The 23,201-nt window shown below is 60.6% G+C and carries 16 protein-coding genes; 14 read left to right on the top strand and 2 right to left on the bottom strand.

Translation table 11 applies throughout. The features are described 5' to 3' along the window. Positions 1 to 16: 16 nt before the first annotated feature. From FMF02_RS03685 to FMF02_RS03635, 11 genes are all read left to right on the top strand, one after another. The gene (locus FMF02_RS03685) at positions 17 to 1,810 is read left to right on the top strand and encodes a RagB/SusD family nutrient uptake outer membrane protein (RefSeq protein WP_141412246.1); all 1,794 of its coding nucleotides are present in this window, start codon (positions 17 to 19) and stop codon (positions 1,808 to 1,810) included. Between the two features lie 25 nt (positions 1,811 to 1,835). After that, complete coding sequence (locus FMF02_RS03680; RefSeq protein WP_019131512.1) at positions 1,836 to 3,188, top strand: BACON domain-containing protein; 1,353 nt, start codon at positions 1,836 to 1,838, stop codon at positions 3,186 to 3,188. A gap of 65 nt (positions 3,189 to 3,253) precedes the next feature. After that, positions 3,254 to 4,135, top strand: coding sequence for a glycerophosphodiester phosphodiesterase (locus tag FMF02_RS03675; RefSeq protein WP_019131511.1), 882 nt, complete (start codon positions 3,254 to 3,256; stop codon positions 4,133 to 4,135). 370 nt (positions 4,136 to 4,505) lie between these two features. Then, on the top strand, positions 4,506 to 4,988 hold the full coding sequence (locus tag FMF02_RS03670; RefSeq protein WP_162502211.1) for an RNA polymerase sigma factor: 483 nt from the start codon (positions 4,506 to 4,508) through the stop codon (positions 4,986 to 4,988). A gap of 242 nt (positions 4,989 to 5,230) precedes the next feature. Beyond that, the gene (locus FMF02_RS03665) at positions 5,231 to 6,154 is read left to right on the top strand and encodes a FecR family protein (protein WP_019131508.1); all 924 of its coding nucleotides are present in this window, start codon (positions 5,231 to 5,233) and stop codon (positions 6,152 to 6,154) included. A gap of 38 nt (positions 6,155 to 6,192) precedes the next feature. Then, complete coding sequence (locus FMF02_RS03660; protein ID WP_244611622.1) at positions 6,193 to 9,762, top strand: TonB-dependent receptor; 3,570 nt, start codon at positions 6,193 to 6,195, stop codon at positions 9,760 to 9,762. 18 nt (positions 9,763 to 9,780) lie between these two features. Beyond that, on the top strand, positions 9,781 to 11,574 hold the full coding sequence (locus tag FMF02_RS03655) for a RagB/SusD family nutrient uptake outer membrane protein (RefSeq protein WP_141412245.1): 1,794 nt from the start codon (positions 9,781 to 9,783) through the stop codon (positions 11,572 to 11,574). 30 nt (positions 11,575 to 11,604) lie between these two features. Then, the gene (locus FMF02_RS03650; RefSeq protein WP_141412244.1) at positions 11,605 to 12,933 is read left to right on the top strand and encodes a BACON domain-containing protein; all 1,329 of its coding nucleotides are present in this window, start codon (positions 11,605 to 11,607) and stop codon (positions 12,931 to 12,933) included. 72 nt (positions 12,934 to 13,005) lie between these two features. Then, on the top strand, positions 13,006 to 14,418 hold the full coding sequence (locus FMF02_RS03645; protein ID WP_141412243.1) for an Ig-like domain-containing protein: 1,413 nt from the start codon (positions 13,006 to 13,008) through the stop codon (positions 14,416 to 14,418). A 218-nt stretch (positions 14,419 to 14,636) separates the two neighbouring features. After that, positions 14,637 to 15,398 (top strand): S1/P1 nuclease, encoded by a 762-nt coding sequence (locus FMF02_RS03640; RefSeq protein WP_026075121.1) that lies wholly within the window; start codon positions 14,637 to 14,639, stop codon positions 15,396 to 15,398. A 250-nt stretch (positions 15,399 to 15,648) separates the two neighbouring features. Next, the gene (locus FMF02_RS03635; RefSeq protein ID WP_141412242.1) at positions 15,649 to 16,623 is read left to right on the top strand and encodes a dihydroorotate dehydrogenase-like protein; all 975 of its coding nucleotides are present in this window, start codon (positions 15,649 to 15,651) and stop codon (positions 16,621 to 16,623) included. Positions 16,624 to 16,678: 55 nt separating this feature from the next. Here the strand turns inward: FMF02_RS03635 and FMF02_RS03630 are convergent, their stop codons facing one another. Both FMF02_RS03630 and FMF02_RS03625 read right to left on the bottom strand, forming a co-directional pair. Further along, entirely contained in the window at positions 16,679 to 17,887 is a 1,209-nt protein-coding gene (locus FMF02_RS03630) for an L-serine ammonia-lyase (RefSeq protein WP_141412241.1), read from the bottom strand. Positions 17,888 to 18,336: 449 nt separating this feature from the next. Beyond that, positions 18,337 to 19,227 carry an AraC family transcriptional regulator gene (locus FMF02_RS03625; protein ID WP_019131500.1) on the bottom strand — a complete coding sequence of 297 codons (891 nt, stop codon included), beginning with the start codon at positions 19,225 to 19,227 and terminating at the stop codon, positions 18,337 to 18,339. 110 nt (positions 19,228 to 19,337) lie between these two features. Here FMF02_RS03625 and FMF02_RS03620 point away from each other — a divergent pair, with 110 nt between their 5' ends. From FMF02_RS03620 to fucO, 3 genes are read left to right on the top strand one after another with little or no spacing between them, the layout of a single operon-like run. Next, on the top strand, positions 19,338 to 20,762 hold the full coding sequence (locus FMF02_RS03620; RefSeq protein ID WP_141412240.1) for a rhamnulokinase: 1,425 nt from the start codon (positions 19,338 to 19,340) through the stop codon (positions 20,760 to 20,762). A 26-nt stretch (positions 20,763 to 20,788) separates the two neighbouring features. Then, positions 20,789 to 22,042 (top strand): L-rhamnose isomerase, encoded by a 1,254-nt coding sequence (locus FMF02_RS03615; protein WP_141412239.1) that lies wholly within the window; start codon positions 20,789 to 20,791, stop codon positions 22,040 to 22,042. A gap of 4 nt (positions 22,043 to 22,046) precedes the next feature. Further along, on the top strand, positions 22,047 to 23,201 hold the full coding sequence (gene fucO, locus FMF02_RS03610) for a lactaldehyde reductase (protein ID WP_141412238.1): 1,155 nt from the start codon (positions 22,047 to 22,049) through the stop codon (positions 23,199 to 23,201).

The raw sequence follows: 23,201 nt of genomic DNA, 5'->3' as shown, positions 1-23,201 counted from the left end.
CAAGGAGGACTATACAATGAAAAACCATATCGCAATTCTGATCGGTGCGCTGGCTCTCTGTTCGTGCGAAGACTATCTGACGCAGGAGAACCCCAACAAAATCGAGAGCGAGTACTACTTTACCGACGAATCGTCGCTCGAAATCTATACCAACGGTTTCATCCGCAGCTTCGCCACGGCGATCAAGAGCTTCGTCGACGGCGACAAGAATGCCGACACGCACTCGTGGGACGGTCAGGCCGCCTATTTCATGGACAACTATTCGGCCGACGACGCGACCAACTGGACGACGAGCAACTGGTCGCAGCTGCGTTCGATCAACTACTATCTCGACAATATGCGCAATGCGGTGGCTTCGGACGCGATCCTCGACCATTACGAGGGCGTGGGGCGTTTCTTCCGCGCGCTGTTCTACATCGACAAGGTGCAGACCTTCGGGGCGGTTCCGTGGTACGACACGTCGATCGACGCGACCGACAGGGAGGCGCTCTTCAAGGATCGCGACAACCGTGAATTCGTCGCATCCAAAATCCTCGAAGATCTCGACTACGCCTGCACCTACTGCCTGACCTCGGACAAATACAGGGTGCGCGCGTCGTACATCCACCGTTACGTGGCCCTCGCTCTTAAAGCGCGTTTCTGCCTCTACGAAGGGACGATGCGCAAGTACCACGCGGTCGACCCGTCGACCGGACGGGCGTGGACGAAGGACGAGAGCCGGTTCTATCTCGGCGAGTGCGTCAAGGCCTGCGAGGCGATCATGGGCGACGGCGTCTATAAACTCACGGACGACCCTGCGAAGCGGCAGACGCAGTATCGCGACATGTTCACCAACGCCGATGCCTGCGGCGTCTATACCGACGAATTCATCTGGGCGCGCGACTACGACATCGATTTGAAGGTGACCTATGCGATCAACAACTACATGGTCAATCCGCAGCACGCCAACTACGCCTTCACGCGGCAGTTCATCGACACCTATCTGATGACCGACGGTACGCCCTTCACGAGCAAGTATCCCGATTACGACGACCTCGACCTCGTGGCCGAGTGCACGGATCGCGACTACCGTCTCGCACAGACGATCCGCACGCCGGGTTTCACGCGCGACGGCGGCACGACGCAGTGGGCTCCCGACGTGAAGTTCTCCAAGACGGGTTACCAGCCGATCAAGTGGCTTACCGACGATTCGTCGAAGGATACCAATGTGGCTGCCATCGCTTCGGACGTGCCGCTGATACGTTACGCCGAAGTGCTGCTCGCCTATGCCGAGGCGAAGGCCGAACTGGGCGAGATGTCGGAGGAGGTCTGGGACAAGACGATCAAACCGCTGCGCGAACGCGCGGGAGTGAAGAGCATCTATCCCACGGCGGCCGACCCCTACATGGTCGAATATTTCCAGAATCAGGTGACCGATCCTTTCATTCTGGAGGTGCGCCGCGAACGGGGTATCGAGCTGACGATGGAGAACAGCCGCTACCAGGACATTATCCGCTGGCATCAGGGCGAGTTGTTCGCGCGGCCGTGGAAAGGCGTCTGGATCTCGGCCGTCGATACGCCGCTCGATCTCAACGCCGACGGCACGCCCGAAACGATCGTCACGGCCAATCCCAAGTTGCAGTCGACGCTCAATATCCTGATGATCGACGGCGCCTCCGAGGCGGGGCACAAACTGTCGCGGGGTACGTCGGGCAATATCCTGCCCTCGACGGCGCTCGAACGCAAATGGCAGGACTACAAATACGTGAAGCCGATTCCGACGACGGCCCGTCAGGAGAATCCCAACCTCACGCAGAATCCCAAATGGTAATAACGCTGTAAACGACGAGAAAACAATGAAAACAATCGATAAATTAAGCTTCGTTCCGCTCCTCGCCCTGCTGCTGTTCGCCGGTTCCTGCGAGAAGGACGGAGGGGTGTTCATGCGGGAAAACGATGCGATCGCCTGCGACTGTACGGAGCAGTCTATTTCGCAGAACGTCCTTTGCGACGGCGAGTGGGTCGCCGACTGCGGCGACGTGGGGTGGATCGCGATCACGCCCGAACGCGGTTCGGGCAACGGGAAGGACTACGGGTTCTTCACACTGAACATCCAGTATAATTCGGGGGCCGAGCGGACGGCGACCGTCCATCTGGTCTACGACGGCGCGGCCTATCCGATTACGGTCACGCAGGGCGCGTGCGAGTTCGCCTACGGCGAGCCGCGCGTCGAGGGCAATCTCTTCCGGAATATCGAGAGCACGGCCACGCTCCGTCTGCCTTACGTTTGCGCTTCGGGACGCGAGTCGGTCGAAATTTCCTGCACGATCACCGGTGCGGCGGCCGACGGACTCTCGGTGACGAAACAGGTCTACACCGGATTCGCCAAAGGTTCGGGCGAGTTGACGATTCCCGTCGAGGGGGCGGCGACGCGTGCGGGTGCCGTGGCGTTCGAACTCTTCGCCGACGGCGTGTCGGTCGGGAGTTGCCGCGCCAATGTCATCAGCGATCCCGACGCCGTGCCCGAAGGGCTCCCGGTGGGGTGGAATTTCTATGCGCTCGGCATGACGGGCACCGCACCGCGCGGTTCGGAGTGGGATTACAGCTGGACGACCGATGCGATTCATCCCGCGACCGATACCAATCCGCTCGATGCGCACCGGCTGCTGCCTACGGCCGGCAACGAGAATGCCTATCTGACGGCGAGCGGGGTGGTTTCGGATAACGGGAATTATACGTTCAATCCGGGTATTCAGATCAAGGGGCTGATGGAGAACGATTACTTCCTCTTCGTCATTCCGGTCAGGAACATCAAGGCGGAGCACAAACTCTCGGTGGAAGCTTCGATGGGCGCCGCGGGTTCGGGTCCCGGATATTACGCGCTCGAATATTCGGCCGACAACAAAACGTGGATGTTGGCCGAAGGCAGCACGCTCATGGAGGTGTTCGGGACGTCGGCGCAGGTACATTACTACGTTCCCAAGGAGAATACCAGCGGGGATCGGAAAACCTACGACAAGTCCACCGACAAGGGGTATCGGAAATACGTCTTCCCGCTGACCGGTATGGAGACCATCTACGAAGGCAACCTCTACCTGCGTCTGCGCATCTGCATGGACCGTCGTGCCAACGGCTCCGAAAGCACGAATACGATCGCCTCGGCATGGGCCGACCTGAAAGGCTTCGAAGTCGCCCTGGTCGAAGAATAAACAATCATCGGGCGTCCCCGGAGGGGAATCCCCGGCCGGGGCGCCCTCAACAGAAACATTAGATTATGAGAAGTGTAAAAAAGATCCTTTGGTCGTGCGCCGTACTGGCCGTTGTATGCGGATGCACCAAACTCGAAACGCCGCCCAACAAAAACCAGCCGTCGGGCGACGGTACCGGCGTCTATAAAGTCGTGGCGCACCGCGGCGGTTACCAGGAGTGCGCCCGTCCCGACTGCTCGATCTCGTCGCTCAAATATGCGATCATGTTGCGTTGTTTCGCGTCGGAGTGCGATATCGTACTCACGGGCGACAACGACGTGCTGGTGGCGCATCCCCAAAGCGGATATCTGGTCAACGGGCTGGAACCGTTCGACCATACGGTGGCCGAGATCCGTGCGGCCGGAACGCTCGCCAACGGCGAACCGGTCCCGACGCTGCGCGATTTCATCCGCGTGTTGCAGGACCCCGAACTGAATCCGCACGGAATGCGGCTCTGGCTCGATGTGAAGCGCCTGACCAAGAATGGTGAAGAGATCGACGTGAACCACAGCATCAATGCCTGCTACCGTGCCTGCGAGATCATCAAGGAGATGAAGGCGCAGAGTCTGTGCGAGTTCCTGATTCCGACGGGCGGCAGCATCTTCGACGTCGTGCGCGATAAGGTCATCGACGAGTACCGGATCAACCTTGCGTGGATGACCTGCACGCATCCGGACAACTACGGGAAGGCCTGGGCGCAGTTGTCGTATGACAAGATTTTCGGCGACAATACCGCCTACGGGCCGATGGATTACATCAGTGCGGGCGTACCGTTGAGCGTCTACAACGTCGACGACGACGAGACGATGGATGCCGTCATTCCCTATTATCCCAAATTGAAGGCGATCTTTACGAACTATCCTTCGAAATTGATTCAGAAACTCAGGGCGCAGGGATACGCCGACTGACGCCCGCCGTTCCGGCGGCGAACCGCTGCGGACGCAGCGGCCGAACCGACCGGCGGCACGGATGCGCCCGCCCTTTCGGCTTCGCGACCGGCTGACGGCCGGATTCGAAAGGCCGCGGCGCAAAACGAATTCCTCTTCAATCTTCTTTTCTCGGGCTCCAACACCCGGCCTCCCCCGCAACCGACGCATCGTCGCCGGAGGCGGGGGATTTTTTGCGCATAGAGGGATAAAAATGATAAAAAAAGTTTTTCTTCGGTAATACTTTTCGGGGAATAGATTGTATATTGATACGGAACTACCAACCAGAACCGAACCTATGCTGCTCGAACCTCAGGCTCTTCTTTCCGGCGTGAAAAACGGAAACCGACTGATGTTCACCCTGTGTTACGACCGATACCACAGGGGGATCTATCTCTTCGTGCTCAAATACGTGCGCTGCGAAGCGCTGGCGGAGGATATCGTGCAGGAGGTGTTTTTCCGGTTGTGGTGCAACCGCCGCGGACTGCGGGAGGAGGGAAATCTGGCCGCGTTGCTCTATGCCATGGCCAAGAACCTGACCGTGAATGCGATCCGCAAGCATAAGATCGTCGAGACGGGCAACGTCCGTTATTACGATCTGCATGAGGGGAGGCAGGAGCCGGCGGGCGAGAGCGATTCCGACGAAACGATGCGGCGGCTTCGGCTGGCCGTGGGGGAGTTGCCGGCGCGGCAGCGGACGATCTTCAACCTGAAAATTTACGAAAGCCGTTCCAATCAGGAGATCGCCGACATGCTCAACGTCTCGGTCAACACCGTCAAGGTGCATTACGCGCGGACGATGAAGCACCTGTGCCAACGATTGAAGAAAAATTAGGAACCATTTCGTTAAGCCGAGTGCAATCGAGTTTACTCGAATTGCCGAGGCGAGAAATGGAGCATGAAAATGAACGTTTTCGATAAGCCGAGCGCAGAGCCGAACTTGTTCAGGCTGTGCCGAGGCGGGAAAACGACTGTTGAAAACAAGCGAAGAATGAAATTCAACCTTTTCGGTAAGCGGGAGCGGAAGCCGTCTGCGGATTATGCCGGTGCGGAAAAGGGGCGTTGAAAACAGACCATATGGGAAGAAAATCTTTCGAAAAAGCCGGCGGCCTTTCGCCGGAACGCATCCGGCAGATGGACGCCGACATCGCGCAGGCGCTTTCGTCCGAACGGGAGACCGGCGGAGTCGATGTGCCGTCGCTCAAACTGCTCGACGCGATCGACGCCAAGATCCGCCGGCGCAACCGTCGGTCGGTCGCAGGTGCCTTCGCGGCGGTGTGCCTGCCGCTCGTCGCGCTCTGCTTGACGGCGTTTGCGGAGTTGTACGGCTGGGGGCATGAACCCGTGATGCGGAGCGTGCAGGTGCCGGCGGGCGAGCATCTGCGGGTGTTGCTGGCCGACGGTTCGGCCGTGACGCTCAATGCGTGCAGCGAGCTGCGCTATCCCGAACGCTTCGCACGCCGTCGCCGCGAGGTGCGGCTGGTGCGCGGCGAGGCTTTCTTCGAGGTGGCGCACGATGCTTCGGCACCCTTCACGGTCGAGACCGACGACGTGTCGGTCGAGGTGCTCGGAACGAAATTCAATGTCAACGCCTACGACAAGGAGGTGACGACCGTCTATCTCAAAGAGGGGAAGGTCCGCCTGACCGAGCGGGTGACGGGGCGGCAGAACCGGTACCTCATGGCGCCCGACGAGATGCTGGCCGTCGACCGGAACGCCCGCACGTGCCGTGCCGTGCGGCCGGCCGGGAAGTCGGCTCCCGAAGCATGGCTGCACAACAACTATGCCTTCACGAACGCGCCGTTGGAGGATGTCGTGGAGTTCCTCGAACGGCATTATGCCGTCGAGATCGAGGTGGCCGACGCGCGCATTCTCCAATACAGCTACACGATGGAGTTCTACAACGAGACGATCGACGAGGTGCTTTCGGTGATGTCGCAGATCACGCCGATCCGCTATTCGCGTGTCAACGACCGGATTACCGTCCAAGCCGCCCGATGATTTATACCCGACTGAACAGATAACCTAACTTTATCATTATGAATCTATTTAGACTTCCTTGCGGAATTCCGTGGGGAGGGGCGAGACGGCTCGTGCTTACGCTGGCCTGTCTGTTCGCCCTCTCCGGTCTCTCCGCGCAGAACGTGACGCTCCGCTTCGAGCGGGCGAAGCTGAAAACCGTGATGGACGAAATCACGAGGCAGTGCGACCTGAGTTTCGCGTACAGCCGCGAAGTGGTCGATGCCGACCGGATCGTCAGTATCGATCTGAAAGACGCGCCGATCGATGCGGCGTTGCAGAGCCTTTTCCCGTCGGGGAACGGGATCGACTATGCGATCAAGAACCGCAAAATCCTGCTTTCGGCCGGTAAACAGTCCTTGCATGTCGACACCGTTGTCTCGGGACGGGTGGCCGACGACCAGAACCGCCCGCTCGTAGGGGCGACCGTGGTCGTGGCGGGCACTTCGCAGGGTACGACGACCGATCTCGACGGGAATTTCTCGCTGCGCGTAAATGCTGTTGATCCCGTCCTGAAAGTCGATTATCTGGGCTACGAACCGCAGGAGTTGCGGGTTTCGCCGTCGCAGACGACCTTCGACATCCGGCTCGCGCTTTCATCGAAGGCGATCGATGACGTGGTGGTCGTGGGCTACGGCACGGTCAAGCGGCGCGATCTGGTGGGTGCGGTCGATCAGGTCGACCGGAAGGTCATCGAAGACCGTTCGACCGGAACGCTGGCCCGTGCCTTGCAGGGGCAGTTACCGGGCCTGAACATCACCTTCACCGACAGCAAACCCACGCGCGGGGCGTCGGTCAACGTCCGCGGATCGGGTTCGATCGGTGCGGGCGGTTCGACGCTCGTCCTGATCGACGGTGTGGAGGGCAGCATCAATGCGATCAACCCGCAGGACGTGGAGTCGGTCTCGGTGCTCAAAGACGCTTCGTCGTCGGCGGTGTACGGTGCACGCGGTGCTTTCGGCGTCGTGCTGATTACGACCAAGAGCGCCAAGAAAGGGACGCCCGTCATCAATTACAACGGTTCGGTGACGATCAACCGCCGCACGGTGACGCCCGATGTGGTGACCGACGGTCTGACGTGGATCAACTGGTGGAAGGATTGCTACAACGGTTATTACAACGGTTCGAAGGCGCTCCTGAACCATGTCGATTCGACGATTCCCTATACCGAGACGATCTATCAGGAGTTGATCCGCCGTTCGCAGGACCCTTCGCTGGCGCGCACGACGGCGCTTTCGGGGCACGACCAGTTCGGGTGGGCCTATTACGACTCGACCGACTGGCATTCGCTCTTCTACAAGGACTACAACTGGTCGACCGAGCACAACCTCTCGATTTCGGGTGGCGGCGACCAGGCCGACTACTATATTTCGGGCCGTTTCTACGATATGGACGGCATCTACAAGGTGGGCAACGACAGCTACAAGAAGTACGACGTGCGCGCCAAGGGAACGCTTAAAGTGCGTCCGTGGCTGCGTCTGACCAACAACATGTCGGTCTCGGTGATCGATGCCTACGAACCCAAGCATCAGAAGAACAACTCGCAGATCCCGCGTCTGATCAACCACACGGCTATGCCGCTTTCGCCGGTGAAGAACCCCGACGGTACGTGGACGGCCGCGGCAGCCAAATCGGGCTATGCCGCCTTCTCGGAGGGGACTTCGTGGCGCACGAACGACTATGTCTACCTGCGCAACAAGTTCGACGTGAACATCGATCTGGTGAAGGACGTGCTGACCGCTTCGGCCGACTACTCCTACAACTACACCAACCGCAAGCGCATGGACGCCCAGACGGTGATCGAATACTCGAAAAAGCCGGGCGAGATTCTCTACGAGTCGGAGGCTGCGGGCTCCAATCTCCAAAGCGTCGAATACCAGACGCGCTATCAGTCGGCCAACGCCTACCTGAACTGGTCGCCCAAGCTGGGCGACGACCACACGTTCAAGGCGCTCGCAGGCTGGAATATCGAGAAACAGAAATACGAGACGCTGACGATCAAACGCGAAGGGTTCGTCACCGCTTCCAAACCGTCGTTCGGACTGATGAACGGTACGACGACCGACCCGACCGTCGGTGGATACATCTGGTCTTACGTGGGCGCTTTCTTTCGGCTCAATTACGGTTACAAGGGCAAGTACCTGGCCGAGGTGAGCGGCCGCTACGACGGTTCGTCGAAGTTCCCGACCAACTCCAAATGGGGATTCTTCCCCTCGGCATCGGTGGCGTGGCGCGTGTCGGAGGAGCCGTGGATGAAGTGGTCGGAGGAGTGGCTCGACAACTTCAAGATCCGCCTTTCGGCCGGTTCGATGGGCAACGGCAACGTCGATCCCTACTCCTACACGTCGGAGATGACCGTGGTTACCGCTTCGGACATCGTGCTCGGCGGAGGGCTGCCCTCCTATACGACGGTCGGCAGTACGGTGCCCGTGTCGCTGACGTGGGAGAAGTCGACGACCTACGACCTGGGGCTCGACCTTGATTTCCTGAACAACCGTCTCTCGTTCAGCGGCGACTACTACCGCCGCTACACCACCGACATGTACACGCCCAGCATTTCGCTGCCGTCGGTCTACGGCACCACGTCGCCCAAGGGCAACAACGCCGAACTGCGCACTACGGGCTGGGAGCTGTCGTTCACATGGCGCGACTCGTTCAAGCTGGGCGGCAAGCCGTTCGATTACAGCATCAAGGCGATGGTGTGGGACAACCGTACGGTGGTGACCAAGTACGAGAATGCCACCCGTTCGCTCGGTACGCTCAAAGGCTATATCCAGAACGGCGGTTCGCCCTCGGACTTCTACGAAGGCATGGAGCTGGGCGAGATGTGGGGGTATACCGTAGCCGGGCTGTTCCGCGATCAGGCCGACATCGACTCCTCGGCCACGCACGACTTCACGCAGGCGTCGGACAAGGTGACGCGCCCCGGGCAGGTCAAGATCGCCGATCTCGATCATAACGGCAACATCGATCCCGGCGCTTTCACCGCCGACGATCACGGCGACCTGTCGATCATCGGCAACATCAATCCGCACTACATGTTCGGCGTCAATCTGGCGGCCAACTGGAACGGCATCGGACTGTCGGTCTTCCTGCAAGGCGTGATGAAGCGTGACTGGTACCCCTCGCCCGATTCGGGTTATTTCTGGGGCAAGTACGCCCGTCCGTTCATGTGGGTACTGGGCATTCACAATTATACGGACGACATGTACAGCGAGGAGAAGAACAACTGGGATACGGCTTATTGGCCGCGCATGACGACCTACCAGTCGAACAGTTCCTATTCGTGGACCAAACTGCTCGAAATTCCCAATACCCGTTACAAGCAAAACGCGGCCTACCTGCGCGTGAAGAATATCCAGGTCGACTACACCTTCCCTAAGGCGCTGTGCCAGAAGATCCGTTTGGGCGGGTTGAAGATTTACCTGTCGGGCGAGAATCTCTTCACCTTCACGCCGCTGCATAAATACGCCCCCAACTTCGACCCCGAAGCACTGGGATACGACACCGATTTCTCTTCGACGGCCGGCGACGGATATACCTATCCCGTGCTCAAAAGCGTGACGCTGGGCGTCAACATCACATTCTAATTAGGGAGGAAGAGCATTATGAAAAAATACATTGCAATCCTGTTCGCATGCGTTTTGTTCTGCGCGTGCGAGGATTTCCTGACACAGGAGAACCCCAACAAGATCGAGAGCGAATACTACTTCAAAGACGAATCGTCGCTGGAAATCTATGCCAACGGTCTGACGCGGAGTTTCGCCACGGGCATCAAGAACTTCGTCAACGGCGACAAGAACGCCGATACACACGCATGGGACGGTGCGGCGGCCTATTTCAAGGACAACTATTCGGCCTCCGATGCGTCGAACTGGGGGACGAGCAACTGGTCGCAGCTGCGTTCGATCAACTTCTATCTCGACAATATGCGCAAGGCCGACGCACCGGAAGCTGTGTTGAACCACTACGAGGGTGTGGGGCGTTTCTTCCGCGCGCTGTTCTATTACGCCAAGGTGCGTACCTTCGGTGCCGTGCCCTGGTACGAGAAATCGATCGAGGCGACCGACCAGGAGGCGCTCTTCAAGGATCGCGACAACCGCGAATACGTCTGCCGCAAGATTCTCGCAGATCTCGACTACGCCTGCACCTACTGCTCGACGGCGGCTTCCTACCGCAACCAGGCGTCGTACATCCATCGTTACGTGGCCCTCGCGCTCAAAGCGCGTTTCTGCCTCTACGAGGGGACGATGCGCAAATACCACACGCTCGATCCCTCGACGGGCCGGCCGTGGCAGTCGGACGAGAGTGCGATGTACCTCGGCGAGTGCGTCAAGGCGTGCGAGGCGATCATAGGCGACGGCGTCTACCATTTGACCGACAATGCCGCCGACCGCCGCACGCAGTACCGTGCGATGTTCATCGAGAGCAACGCCACGACGGCCTACGCCAACGAGATCATCTGGGCGCGCAACTACGATTCGGAGCTGAACGTGACCCATTACATGAACTCCTATTTCATCAATCAACAGTATGCCAACTACGCCTTCACGCGGCAGTTCATCAACACCTATCTGATGACCGACGGTACGCCGTTCACCGACAAATATCCCGATTACGACAGCGTCGATTTCACGACCGAGTGTAGCGGCCGCGACTACCGTCTCGCGCAGACGATCCGCACGCCGGGTTTCACGCGCGACGGCGGCACGACGCAGTGGGCTCCCGACGTGACCTTCTCGAAAACGGGCTATCAACCGATCAAGTGGCTCACCGACGATTCGTCGAAGGATACGAACACCTCCAAGTGCGACAACGACGTGCCGTTGATGCGCTACGCCGAGGTGCTGCTCAACTATGCCGAAGCGAAGGCCGAACTGAACGAAATGTCGGAGGAAGTGTGGAACAAGACGATCAAGCCGCTGCGCGAACGTGCGGGAGTGACGAGCATCTATCCCACGACGGCCGATCCCTACATGGTCGAGTATTTCCAGAATCAGGTGACCGATCCTTTCATCCTGGAGGTGCGCCGCGAACGGGGCATCGAACTTACGATGGAAAACGTACGTTACGACGACATCATCCGTTGGCATCAGGGCGAGTTGTTCGCGCGGCCGTGGAAAGGCATCTGGATCGCGGCGTCGGAGACACCGATCGACCTCAACGGCGACGGCGTCAACGACTGCATCGTCACGTCGGACCCCAACAACAAGTCGCCGCTCAAAATCCTTTTCATCGACGGCGCTTCCGAAGCGGGGCACAAGCTTTCGCAGGGTACGTCGGGCAATATTCTGCCCGCTACGGCCATCGAGCGCAAGTGGCACGACTATAAGTATGTAAAACCGATTCCGACTACCGCTTTGCAGGAGAATCCCAACCTCACGCAAAACCCCGAATGGTAGTCTGCGTTTAATCCTTAAAACCGAACATCCATGAACCTATTCCATAAAATCGGGCTGGCGGTCGCCGCTTCGGCTGCGTTCTTTGCGGCGTGTTCTTCCGACGACGATCCCTTTTTCGCCCGCGAGAACGATTACCTTACTTTCGACTGTAACGAACAGACGGTCGAGCAGAGCCTCCAATGCGACGGCGCGTGGAGCATCGACTACGACGGCAACGACGACTGGATCGCCGTCACGCCCGACAGCGGCGTCGGCAACGGCGAATTGGACTTCATTACGGTCGGCGTGGCCTACAACCGGGGCGGCGAGCGCACGGGTACGATCTATATCGATTTCGCCGGACACGCCTATCCTATCCATATCACGCAGGGTGCCTGCGACTTCGCCTACGGAGCACTCTCGTCGGCGGGCACGCTGGTGCGGGGTGTCGAGAGCGATTTCACGCTGATCCTCGCTTATGCGAACGCCAACGGCGACGAATCCGTTGCTCTGAGCTGCCGGATGACGGGCGCTTCGGAGGGACTCGTGGCGGCCGACTGCACGTTCGATAAGTTCCAGAAGGGCAGCGGCACGATTACGATGCCTGTGACCGGCGTGCCGGCGCAGACGGGCGAAGTCTTCTTCGAACTGCTCGTCGACGGCGAGTCGAAAGGCACGGTCAAGAGTACCGTCGTGGCCGATCCCTCGTCGATCGTCGGCGGATTCCCCGTCTGGTGGGATTTTTCGTCCGAGAGCAAACCGACGTTGATGGCGGATCCGCACAATTACAGTTGGGGAGCCGGTTCGCAGTATCCCTGCGAGGATTCTGCCCCTTCGACCGACCACAAGTATCTCGATTGGAGCGATCGCGGCGGCTATCTCACCGTCGTCTGCTCGACGGCCAGCGGTTGGGGCTACGGCGAAGGCCACTGCTACATGAAGGGGTTGCAGAAGGACGACTATTGGCTCATGGCCTTCCCTGTGAAGAACCTCAAAGAGGGAACGCGCATCGCTTTCGAGGCGGCCGTCGGCTGTTCGGGGTCGGGCGCACGCTACTATGCGTTGGAGTATTCGGCCGACGGGACGAACTGGTTCCTGGCCGAAGGCGCCGAAACCGTCACGGGAGTCGACGGGTCGACGGGGCCGGCGCACTATACGGTGATGACCGACCAGGCGCTTCCCAACGACAAGACGCCTGCATGCGGTTGGGCCAGCTATACCTTCCCCGTCGAAGGGTGTTCCGTGACCGACGGCCTGTTCTACGTGCGTCTGCGCGTCTCGCTCGACATTCGCCTGAACGCTTCGGCCACTACTTACACCATCTCCAAGACAGGCTCCGAACGGCTCAAAGGGATCGTCAAGGTGTCGCTTCCCGAATAACAAACGTCCGGGCGGAGCGGACCGGTTCCGCTCCGTCCGGTAACGTCGAATGAAAAAACCAGATATAAAACGATGAAAACGATCAATCGCATGGTTTTGCTGCTGGCGACGCTCTTCGCAGCGATCGGTTGCAGCGACGACGACAAGGAGCTCGTGATGTACTCCCTGCGTTTCGAACCCAACAGCATCACGCTCGGTATCGGGAAGAGCTACCGTCTCGTGCCGATCTCCGATCCCTTCTACGACGACGTACAATACGAATGGAAATCGGTCGACGAACGGGTGGCCACCGTCGACCAGTCGGGAGTGGTGACGGGCGTCAGTGCCGGTTCGACCGAGGTACGCGCCTTCTACGGCGACAACCGGTTGGCGCGGTGCCTGGTTTCGGTGGTGGAGAGCACCTCGTCGCTGCCCGATCCGACGGCGGCCCTGTCGGAGGGGCTGTCGCAGCAGATGATCTTTTCGAGCAATCAGCTGCCCTACAAGGGAACGATCATGCAGTGCTTCGACTTTTACGACGAGAACGGCTACATCTATTACACGCAGAGCGTCGGCGACACGAAGACCGGCAACAGGTGGATGGTGGCGCTGGGACGCCAGAAACGCAACGAAGCCCCGTCGGACGACTACATGAAACTCCAATGGTTCGGTCATGGCACGCTGCTCGTGGCCGAGCGGGCCGACGACGGCGACTACGTGTGGGTGAACTCCAACGGTACGCTTTCGGGAACGGACTACACCAACAACCTCACCTTCTCGCGCATCCGCTACCAGAAGGGCGCGGTGCTGAGCCACTACGCCGGCGACACGTTCTACATGAGCGAGTATGTCGACGCCGCGGGTACGACGTGGACGGTGCGCGACGTGCAACCTTCGATCGACTTTGTGAACCGCCGTCTGCTTATCGGCTGCCGCACGACGGACATGCGCCACAATGTGATCTACGACCTCGACGCCGTGCTGGCGCTCGGCAAGGAGACGGTAGAGATCACCCGCACGTGGGGTGGTGAAACGGCTGCCGAGGGCGTCACCGAGAAGAAGACCGAGACGACCTCGGTCGAGGTACGCAATCTCAACCGCCTGACGCCGCTCGGATCGTTCCGTCTGCCCAGCTATCTCAATACGGGCCAGACGCACCAGGTCTATTCGTACAGCCACCAGGGACAGGCCGTGTGGGGCGACTACGTTTATTGGTACGAAGGACAGGCGATCCAGCAGACGGGCGAGTTGTACGACGGTTCGGTGGCCTATGTGGCCGTGTTCGACTATACCGGCAAACTGGTCTGCCCCCGCACGCGGGTGGCCGCCTGCTCCGACTTCCCGAGCCTGAGCACGTTGCTCGATGCGAAGAACTGCTATTGCGAAGGCGAGGGGATGCAGCTCAAACAGGGGCGGAAGCTCTATCTGGGCATTGCGACCCATACGTCAGCTGCGTCGGGCAACCGACTGGCGTCGATCCTGCAATACGAATGCGACGTCGAATAGCGGTCGGCTGCGACATTTTGCTATTTTTGGCTTGGCCTTAGATACTTCGTCTCGGCATAATCAAGCTGACGCTTGCTTCTGCGCTCGACTTTTGCTATCTTTGCCTTAGCTGCTTCTGTATTCGACTTTTCCTAATCTTTGTCCTGCCCGCGCCGCCGTCGGAGAACGGCGGCGGGCGGGGTGAAGAACGATAACCGATAACTATGAAGAACCCCGTTATGAAAAAAACGTTGTTGCTCGCGTTTGCGGCGCTCTGCTTCGTGCAGAGTGCGCTGGCGTGGGGCAAGTCGGGCCACGACGCCGTGGCCTACATCGCCGAGACGCATCTGACCAAACGTGCGAAAGCCGTGATCGAACGGTATCTGGGCCATTCGATCGTCTACGACGCGTCGTGGATGGACGACTACCGTGCCGAACCCGGTTACGAGATGACCAACTGGTGGCACGTGGATTACGGCAAGGGCGAACCCACGAAGGATGCCGCCGGCAACCCACTCGAACCCAATGTGCTGCGTGAACTGAACCGTGCGATCGAACGGTTGAGGGATTACCGTAATCTCGACGATTCGACCGTCGTGGTCAACCTGCGCTACGTGATCCATCTGGTAGGCGACATGCACTGTCCGTCGCACGTCAACTACCAGCAGAGCCGTATGCGCGTGCTCTTCTACGGCGTCGATACGCAGTACCATGCACTCTTCGACGGCGGTATCCTCGACCGCAAGCACCGCTGGGGCTACATGGAATACAAACACCAGCTCGACCGTTATTCACGGCGGGAGCGGGAAGCATTGGCTGCCGGTACGCCCGACGACTGGTTCGCCGAGAGCCGGCGCGAGTGTGCGGTCATCTACGACTGGGCCGCACCCGGCGACAAGTTGGGCCTGTCCTTCTGCAACAAAGCGATCGGTTTGTTGGATCACCAGCTCATCAAGGCTTCGTACCGGCTGGCTAAGGTGCTCAACGAACTGTTTGGTTAAACAATACTCTCTCTCTAATCTTCTTTTCTCGGGCTCCAACACCCGGCCTCCCCCGGAATCAGCGTGTAGTGCTGTTTTCGGGGGAAGGTATTTGTCCGGTCGCAGTCGGACCGACTCAGGAGCGTGCCTGCTGAACATGTCGATACGGAACATCGGCTGGCTGCCGCGGTTTTTAGAGGTGGTATTTGGAAATGCGGGGGCGAATCGCTACCTTTGGAGGGTCGAAATCAAACAGCAACAGCATAAGCCCATGAAAGCTACCTATCTCGGACTGGAACTCGACAGCCCGATCGTCGTGAGCAGTTCGCCCTATACGGCGACGCTCGCCAATATCGAGAAGTGCGCCGCCGCCGGAGCGGGCGCGGTGGTTCTGAAATCGATCTTCGAGGAGCAGATCCTGCACCACGCCGCTTCGCTCGAACAATATTCCGATTCGCCCTACGGCGATGCGGGCGACTATCTGCAACGTTATCTGGGCGAGGATTACAAAGCGGGATTTCTGCAACTGATCGCCGATGCGCGGCGTGCGACGCGGATTCCCGTCATCGCCAGCATCAACTGCGTGGCCGCGGGCGAAGAGTGGATCGAATACGCCGCCGCGATGGCTCGGGCCGGAGCCTCGGCGCTCGAACTGAACATCTTCATCCAGCCCGTCGACGCCGCACGTTCGTCGCAGGAGCTCGAACGGCTCTATGTGACGATCGCCCAGCGTGTCTGCGCCGAGGTGAAGATTCCCGTTTCGGTCAAACTCGCGATGCGTTTCACGAACGTCGTGGCGATGGCTGCCGCGTTGGAGAGCGTCGGGGTGAAGGGTGCGGTGCTGTTCAACCGTTTCTTCGAACCGGACGTGGATGTCGAGCGGATGACCTTCGTCGAAGGGTCGCCTTACAGCGAAGCGTCGGAGTTGCGCAACGTATTGCGCACGACGGCGATCTGCGTCGGTGCGCTGCCGCGTATGGATTTCGCCGTTTCGACGGGCGTGCACGACGGCGAGGCGGCGGTCAAGGCGCTTCTTTGCGGTGCTGCGGCCGTCGAGGTCTGCACGGCGATCCACCGCGAAGGTTTCGATGTGATCGCGCGCATGAATGAGTGGATCGACGCCTGGGCGGCGCGTCACGGCATCACGGCGCTCGACGAATTCAAGGGCCGGCTCGGTTTCGGCAAGAGCGACTCGGAGTTTTTCCAGCGCGTGCAGTACATGAAGTATTTCCCCGGAAAGGATTGATTTTTTCGGACAAGGCAGCAGGGCGGAACTCTGTCGAGAGTTCCGCCCCGCATTGTTACTTGTCGGGATCGTACTCCCGTGCCAGTCCGCCCTCGCCCGTCTCCTTGTAGATCGAGGGAAGGTCGTGCCCCGTCTGTTTCATCACCTCGACCACGCGGTCGAACGAGACGCGGTGTCCGCCGTCGGTGAAGGCCGAATAGAGGTTGGCGTCGAGCGCGCGGGCCGCAGCGTAGGCGTTGCGTTCGATGCAGGGGATCTGCACCAGTCCGCATACGGGATCGCAGGTCATGCCCAGATGGTGTTCGAGCCCCATTTCGGCGGCATACTCGATCTGCGAGGGGCTGCCTCCGAAAAGCTGGTTGGCTGCGGCGGCCGCCATGGCGCAGGCGACGCCCACCTCGCCCTGGCAACCCACCTCGGCGCCCGAGATCGAGGCGTTGTGTTTGACGACGTTGCCGAACAGGCCGGCCGTGGCCAACGCGCGGTAGATGCGTGCGTCGGAGAAACCGCGGCTCTTTTGAAGATGGTACAACACGGCCGGCACCACACCGCTCGACCCGCAGGTCGGGGCCGTTACGATCCGTCCGCCCGAAGCGTTCTCTTCGGCTACGGCCAATGCGTAGGCGAAGACCAGACCGCGCGATTGAAGGCTCTGCTTGTAGCCCGAAGCGCGCACGTGGTAGGTCGCGGCGCGGCGCGTGAGGTGCAGCGGACCGGGCAGGACGCCTTCGTGGTCAAGCCCCCGCTCGACGCTTTCGCGCATCGCCTGCCAGATTTCGGCCAGGTAGTCCCAGATGTCGTCCGACTCGCACTCCTCGACATATTCCCAATAGGTGCGGCCCGTGCGGCGGCACCAGGCGAGGATTTCGTCGAGCGTGTTCATTTCGTAAATCTCCTCCGCCTGCCGCGGCGGTACGCCCTCTTCGGCCAGCTCGCCGCCGCCGATGCTGTAAACCGTCCATGTGTCGGTGGGGGTGCCGGCGGTGTCGAGCGCCTGGAAACGCATTCCGTTGGGATGGAAGGGAAGGAACTCGCGTGCCTGCCACACGATGTCGACGGGGGCGGTCGGCAGCAGCGTGTCGATAATGGCACGGTCGGTCATGTGGCCGCGGCCCGTCGCGGCGAGGCTTCCGTAGAGCGTCACGCGGAACGCCGCCGCTTCGGGATGGCGTGCGAGGAACTGTTCGGCGGCGCGGCGGGGCGCCATGGTGTGGCTGCTCGAAGGGCCGGTGCCGATACGATAGAGTTCTTTGATGCTTTTCATGCGGCAAAGATACGATTAAGCCGAGGGCAAAAGCAAATTTTATTTGCTTTTTGCCGAGACGGAGTATCTACGGCGCAGCCAAAGTACGATTTTCCTTTGTCAGTCCGCGGCCGCTCTTCGATTGCAGCCGATCGCATTTACCGCCTTTTGTCACCGAAAGGCGGTGCCAAAAGTGTCCGCAGGGCACCTCCGTCGGGATCGGACAGCGGTTCTCACTGAGCGGGCGCAAAACGACGTTCAGCAGGCGAGCGCAGAGGCCGTTCGCGGACTTTTCCGAGCCGCCGTAGTCGAAGCTGCGCAATCCTTTGCGCCGCAACGGCGCAGTCTTTCGTGATCGTTCTGCGAGGTGCGCGGCGAATTCCCGCGCATTTTCGCCTCGCGGTCTTCGGTACCCCTTTTCGACGGAAGGTGCTGAGATGCGCTTGCCGAAAAGCGGTCGCCTGCTGCGGTCAGAATCCGTATTTGCTGCGGTACTGCGTGGCGGTGATCTTTTCGCGCTGCCGGAAGAAGGCCGAAAACTGGCTGACGTTCTCGAATCCCAGCTCGGCGGCGATCTCCGAAACGGTGCGGTCGGTCGTGGTGAGCAGCTCCCGGGCCTTGTTGTGGCGCAGTTGCAACTGGTATTGCGCCGGGGCGATGCCCACGTAGGCGCGGAACGTACGGCGGAACCACGTGTAGCCGATGTTGAGCCGCCGCGCGATCTCTTCGGGCGGGAGGTTGTCGCCGATGTGGCGGCGCATCATTTCGCGGGCGCGGTTGATCTTCTCGACGATCGGGTTGTCGAGGTATTGCAGGTTGTCGCGTTTGAAGAGCACCGAACCCAGCAGGTGAAGCACGATGCCCGTGACGAGCTGCTGGAAGCCTTTGCGCTCCTCCTCGGCCGAGCGGATGATCTCCTGATAACAGCTCACGATGCCGGCGCTGTGGCCGATATGCAGCAGCGGCGTCTTCGGCGAAAAGAAGCCTTCCGCCACGCGGCGGTCGATGTTTTCGCCGCGGAATCCCACCCACCACTCCTCCCAGCCCGTTTCGGGGTCGGGTGCGTAGGTGTGCCATTCGTCGGGGAAGAGCATCACCACCGTGCCGGCTTTCACGGGCGCGGCGGGCGAGGAGGCCGAGCGGAATTCGCCCTGTCCCGAGACGATGTAGAGCAGTTGGTATTCGCCGAGCACGCGCCCCCGCGAGCGGGTGAACGAGTAGCTGTCGGGATGCTGCGTCAGGGGATAGGGGCTGCCGGGCGGAACGTTCTGGTACCCCGCCGTGGTGCAGACGATGCCCCACCGCTCGTCGTGGTCGGTGACGGGCAGGTAGTGGACGATGCTTTGCGGGAAAGAGCCCATAACGTGTCAGATTTGAAAAGTAATTTGTCAAATGTTATAACAAAGATAATACTTTCTTCGGTATTTTTGTATCAAATAAAGACTCTAACCTCAAACCGCTTTTTCACGTTATGCAAAAAAATATAATCGGTGTCGACCTGGGCGCTACCAGCGGCCGGGTGATTCTGGCCCGTGCGGGGGGCGACCGGCTCCGAATGGAGGAGCTGCACCGTTTCCCGAACCGTATGCGGGAGATCGACGGCCGCTTCTATTGGGACATTCACGCCCTCTACGAGGAGATTCTGAGGGGATTGAGCGTCGCGGGCGGCCGCGGCGAACGGATCGACTCGATCGGCATCGATACGTGGGGCGTCGATTTCGCCTGCGTGGATCCCGACGGCGATCTGCTGGGGCTTCCGCGCGCCTACCGCGATCCCTATACCGACGGAGTGCCGGAAGAGTTTTTCCGTACGGTGCCTCGCGAAAGCGTCTATGCGAAGACGGGCATTCAGGTGATGAATTTCAATTCGCTCTACCAACTCTACGCACTCAACCGCGAGCACAACCCCGCGCTGGCGGCCGCCGAGCATGTGCTCTTCATGCCCGATGCGCTGTCGTACCTGCTTACGGGCGAACAGGTGTGCGAATATACGATCCTCTCCACCTCGCAGCTGATGAATCCCCGCACGCGGGAGCTGGACGGGGAGCTGTTGCGTGCGGCCGGCGTCGACGCATCGCTGTTCGCCCGACGGGTGATGCCCGGCGAGCGTGTCGGCGTGCTGCGCGACGAGGTGGCTCGCCGCACGGGACTGGGGCGTGTGGAGGTCTTCGCCGTGGCGGGACACGATACCGCTTCGGCCATCGCCGCCGTGCCCGCTGCCGACGAGCGCTTCGCCTATCTCTCGTCGGGCACGTGGTCGCTCATGGGCATCGAGTTGCCCGCTCCGGTCATCACGGAGGAGTCGTGCGCGATGAACTTCACCAACGAGGGCGGCGTGGACGGTACGACGCGGTTCCTGAAAAACATCACCGGCATGTGGTTGTTGGAGGAGTGCCGCCGCATCTGGGCGAAGGAGGGGCGTACCTATACCTACGCCGAGATCATGGCCATGGCTGCCGCCGCCGAGCCGGGCCGGACGCGCATCGATCCCGACGACGAGGCCTTCGCGCATCCGGCCGACATGCCGGCGGCGATCCGCGACTGGTGCCGCGGCCGGGGCAAGGTCCCGCCGGCGGACGATGCGGCGCTCGTGCGCTGCATCTTCGAGAGCCTGGCCGCCCGCTACGGCGAGGTGCTGGGCAACTTGCGCGGCGTGGCGCCCTTCGCCATCGAGCGGTTGCACGTGATCGGCGGCGGCGCGCAGAACGATTTGCTGAACCAGCTTACGGCCGACGCCTGCGGGATTCCCGTCGTGGCCGGCCCGTCGGAGGCGACGGCCATTGGCAACGTCATGGTGCAGGCGCGTGCGCTGGGGCTGGTGGGGTCGCTCGCCCGGATGCGCGACTACATCCGCCGCTCGGTGGAGGTCAGGGAGTTTCTGCCGCGAACGAAATGAATCTTAACTAAAAATACATTGAAACGATGAAGACCCAATTGATCGAAGAGGCTTACCGCATCGCTCGCGAGCGGTATGCGGCCGTCGGAGTCGATACCGACGAAGCCCTGGAAAAATTGCAGCGCGTCAGCCTGTCGCTGCACTGCTGGCAGGCGGACGACGTCACCGGATTCGAGAATCGGGGCGGCGAGCTGACGGGCGGCATTCAGGCTACGGGCAACTATCCGGGCAAGGCACGCAACGTCGAGGAGCTGCGCGCCGACATCCTCAAAGCCGCCAGTTACATTCCCGGCACGCACCGTCTGAACCTGCACGAGATCTACGGCGAGTTCGGCGGCGAGAAGGTCGACCGCAACGAGGTGGAGGTGAAACATTTCGCGGGATGGATCGAGTGGGCGCGCGCCCACGGCATGAAGCTCGACTTCAACTCCACGTCGTTCTCGCACCCCAAGAGCGGCTCGCTTTCGCTCTCCAACCCCGATCCCGAGATCCGCGAGTTCTGGATCGAGCACACCAGGCGCTGCCGCGCCATCGCCGAAGCGATGGGCGAGGCGCAGGGCGATCCCTGTATCATGAACCTGTGGGTTCACGACGGGTCGAAAGACCTGACGGTGAATCGGATGCTCTACCGCGAACTGCTGCGCGACTCGCTCGACCGGATCTTCGAGCAGAAGTACGACCACATGAAGGACTGCATCGAGTCGAAGGTCTTCGGCATCGGTTTGGAGAGCTATACGGTGGGCAGCAACGATTTCTACATCGGCTACGGCGCCAGCCGCGGCAAGATCGTCACGCTCGACACGGGCCACTTCCACCCCACGGAGCTGGTGGCCGACAAACTCTCGTCGCTGCTGCTCTTCACGCCCGAGGTGATGCTCCACGTCTCGCGTCCCGTGCGCTGGGATTCGGACCACGTGACGATCATGAACGACGATACGTTGGAGCTGTGCAAGGAGATCGTGCGCTGCGACGCGCTCGATAGGGTGCACATCGGTCTGGACTATTTCGACGCTTCGATCAACCGCATCGGCGCCTACGTGATCGGTTCGCGCGCCACGCAGAAGTGCATGATGCAGGCGTTGCTGGAACCGCTGGCCAAGCTGCGTGCGTACGAGGCCGACGGACAGGGCTTCGAGCGTCTGGCGCTGCTCGAAGAGTCGAAGTCGCTGCCGTGGAACGCCGTGTGGGACATGTTCTGCCTGAAAAACGACGTGCCGGTGGGCGAGGAGTTCATCGCCGACGTCCAGCGCTACGAAGCCGAAGTAACCTCCAAACGATAGAGCCATGTACAGAATCGTATTGAACGAAACCTCCTACTACGGTGCGGGTTGCCGCTCGGTGATCGCCGAGGAGGTTCGCAAGCGCGGCTTCCGCAAGGCGCTGCTGGTCACGGACAAGGATCTGATCCGTTTCGGCGTGGCCGAAAAGATCGAGCGCGTGCTCGCCGATGCGGGCATCCCCTATGAGATTTACAGCGAGATCAAGGCCAACCCCACGATCCGCAACGTGCAGCAGGGCGTCGAGGCCTTCAAGCGTTCGGGCGCCGACTTCATGGTCGCGCTGGGCGGCGGCTCGTCGATCGACACGGCCAAAGCCGTGGGGATCATCGTCAACAACCCCGAATTCGCCGACGTGCGCTCGCTCGAAGGGACGGCGGCGACCAAGCACCGCGCCGTGCCGACCTTCGCCGTCCCCACGACGGCGGGTACGGCGGCCGAGGTGACGATCAACTACGTCATCACCGACGAGGAGGCCAAGCGCAAGATGGTCTGCGTCGATCCCAACGACATCCCGATGTGCGCCGTGATCGACTGCGAACTGATGTACTCGATGCCCAAGGGGCTGACCGCCGCCACGGGTATGGATGCGCTGACGCACGCCGTCGAGGGCTACCTCACGCCGGGGGCGTGGACGATGAGCGACATGTTCGAATTGAAGGCGATCGAGCTGATCGCGCGACACCTGAAAAACGCCGTCGACGACGGCAGCGACGAGACGGCCCGCGCGGGCATGGCCGAGGCGCAGTATATCGCCGGCATGGGCTTTTCGAATGTGGGGCTGGGCATCGTCCACTCGATGGCTCACCCGCTGGGAGCCTTCTACGACACGCCGCACGGCGTGGCCAACGCCACGTTGCTGCCCTACGTCATGGAGTACAACGCCGAGTCGCCGTCGCGTGCAAAATACCTCGATATCGCCCGCGCCATGGGCGTGAAGACCGACGGCATGAGCGTCGACGAGGGGGTGCGCGCTGCCGTCGACGCGGTGAAAGCCCTCTCGCTGAGCATCCGCATCCCGCAGCGTCTGCACGAGCTGGGCGTGCGCGAGGAGGATATTCCGGCGCTGGCGGTGGCTGCGTTCAACGACGTCTGCACGGGCGGCAATCCCCGTCCGACGTCCGTCGAGGAGATCGAGCGGTTGTACCATATCGCCTATTGA

Source organism: Alistipes communis (genome assembly GCF_006542665.1).
GTDB classification, from domain to species: Bacteria; Bacteroidota; Bacteroidia; order Bacteroidales; family Rikenellaceae; genus Alistipes; species Alistipes communis.
This window is presented reverse-complemented; position numbering and strand designations above follow the sequence as displayed.

What these genes read in the sequence shown, in the direction of transcription:
- FMF02_RS03685 (WP_141412246.1), top strand. Translation starts at nt 17, where the DNA reads ATGAAAAACCATATCGCAATTCTGATCGGTGCGCTGGCTCTCTGTTCG.
- FMF02_RS03680 (WP_019131512.1), top strand. Translation starts at nt 1,836, where the DNA reads ATGAAAACAATCGATAAATTAAGCTTCGTTCCGCTCCTCGCCCTGCTG.
- FMF02_RS03675 (WP_019131511.1), top strand. Translation starts at nt 3,254, where the DNA reads ATGAGAAGTGTAAAAAAGATCCTTTGGTCGTGCGCCGTACTGGCCGTT.
- FMF02_RS03670 (WP_162502211.1), top strand. Translation starts at nt 4,506, where the DNA reads ATGTTCACCCTGTGTTACGACCGATACCACAGGGGGATCTATCTCTTC.
- FMF02_RS03665 (WP_019131508.1), top strand. Translation starts at nt 5,231, where the DNA reads ATGGGAAGAAAATCTTTCGAAAAAGCCGGCGGCCTTTCGCCGGAACGC.
- FMF02_RS03660 (WP_244611622.1), top strand. Translation starts at nt 6,193, where the DNA reads ATGAATCTATTTAGACTTCCTTGCGGAATTCCGTGGGGAGGGGCGAGA.
- FMF02_RS03655 (WP_141412245.1), top strand. Translation starts at nt 9,781, where the DNA reads ATGAAAAAATACATTGCAATCCTGTTCGCATGCGTTTTGTTCTGCGCG.
- FMF02_RS03650 (WP_141412244.1), top strand. Translation starts at nt 11,605, where the DNA reads ATGAACCTATTCCATAAAATCGGGCTGGCGGTCGCCGCTTCGGCTGCG.
- FMF02_RS03645 (WP_141412243.1), top strand. Translation starts at nt 13,006, where the DNA reads ATGAAAACGATCAATCGCATGGTTTTGCTGCTGGCGACGCTCTTCGCA.
- FMF02_RS03640 (WP_026075121.1), top strand. Translation starts at nt 14,637, where the DNA reads ATGAAAAAAACGTTGTTGCTCGCGTTTGCGGCGCTCTGCTTCGTGCAG.
- FMF02_RS03635 (WP_141412242.1), top strand. Translation starts at nt 15,649, where the DNA reads ATGAAAGCTACCTATCTCGGACTGGAACTCGACAGCCCGATCGTCGTG.
- FMF02_RS03630 (WP_141412241.1), bottom strand. Translation starts at nt 17,887, where the DNA reads ATGAAAAGCATCAAAGAACTCTATCGTATCGGCACCGGCCCTTCGAGC.
- FMF02_RS03625 (WP_019131500.1), bottom strand. Translation starts at nt 19,227, where the DNA reads ATGGGCTCTTTCCCGCAAAGCATCGTCCACTACCTGCCCGTCACCGAC.
- FMF02_RS03620 (WP_141412240.1), top strand. Translation starts at nt 19,338, where the DNA reads ATGCAAAAAAATATAATCGGTGTCGACCTGGGCGCTACCAGCGGCCGG.
- FMF02_RS03615 (WP_141412239.1), top strand. Translation starts at nt 20,789, where the DNA reads ATGAAGACCCAATTGATCGAAGAGGCTTACCGCATCGCTCGCGAGCGG.
- fucO (WP_141412238.1), top strand. Translation starts at nt 22,047, where the DNA reads ATGTACAGAATCGTATTGAACGAAACCTCCTACTACGGTGCGGGTTGC.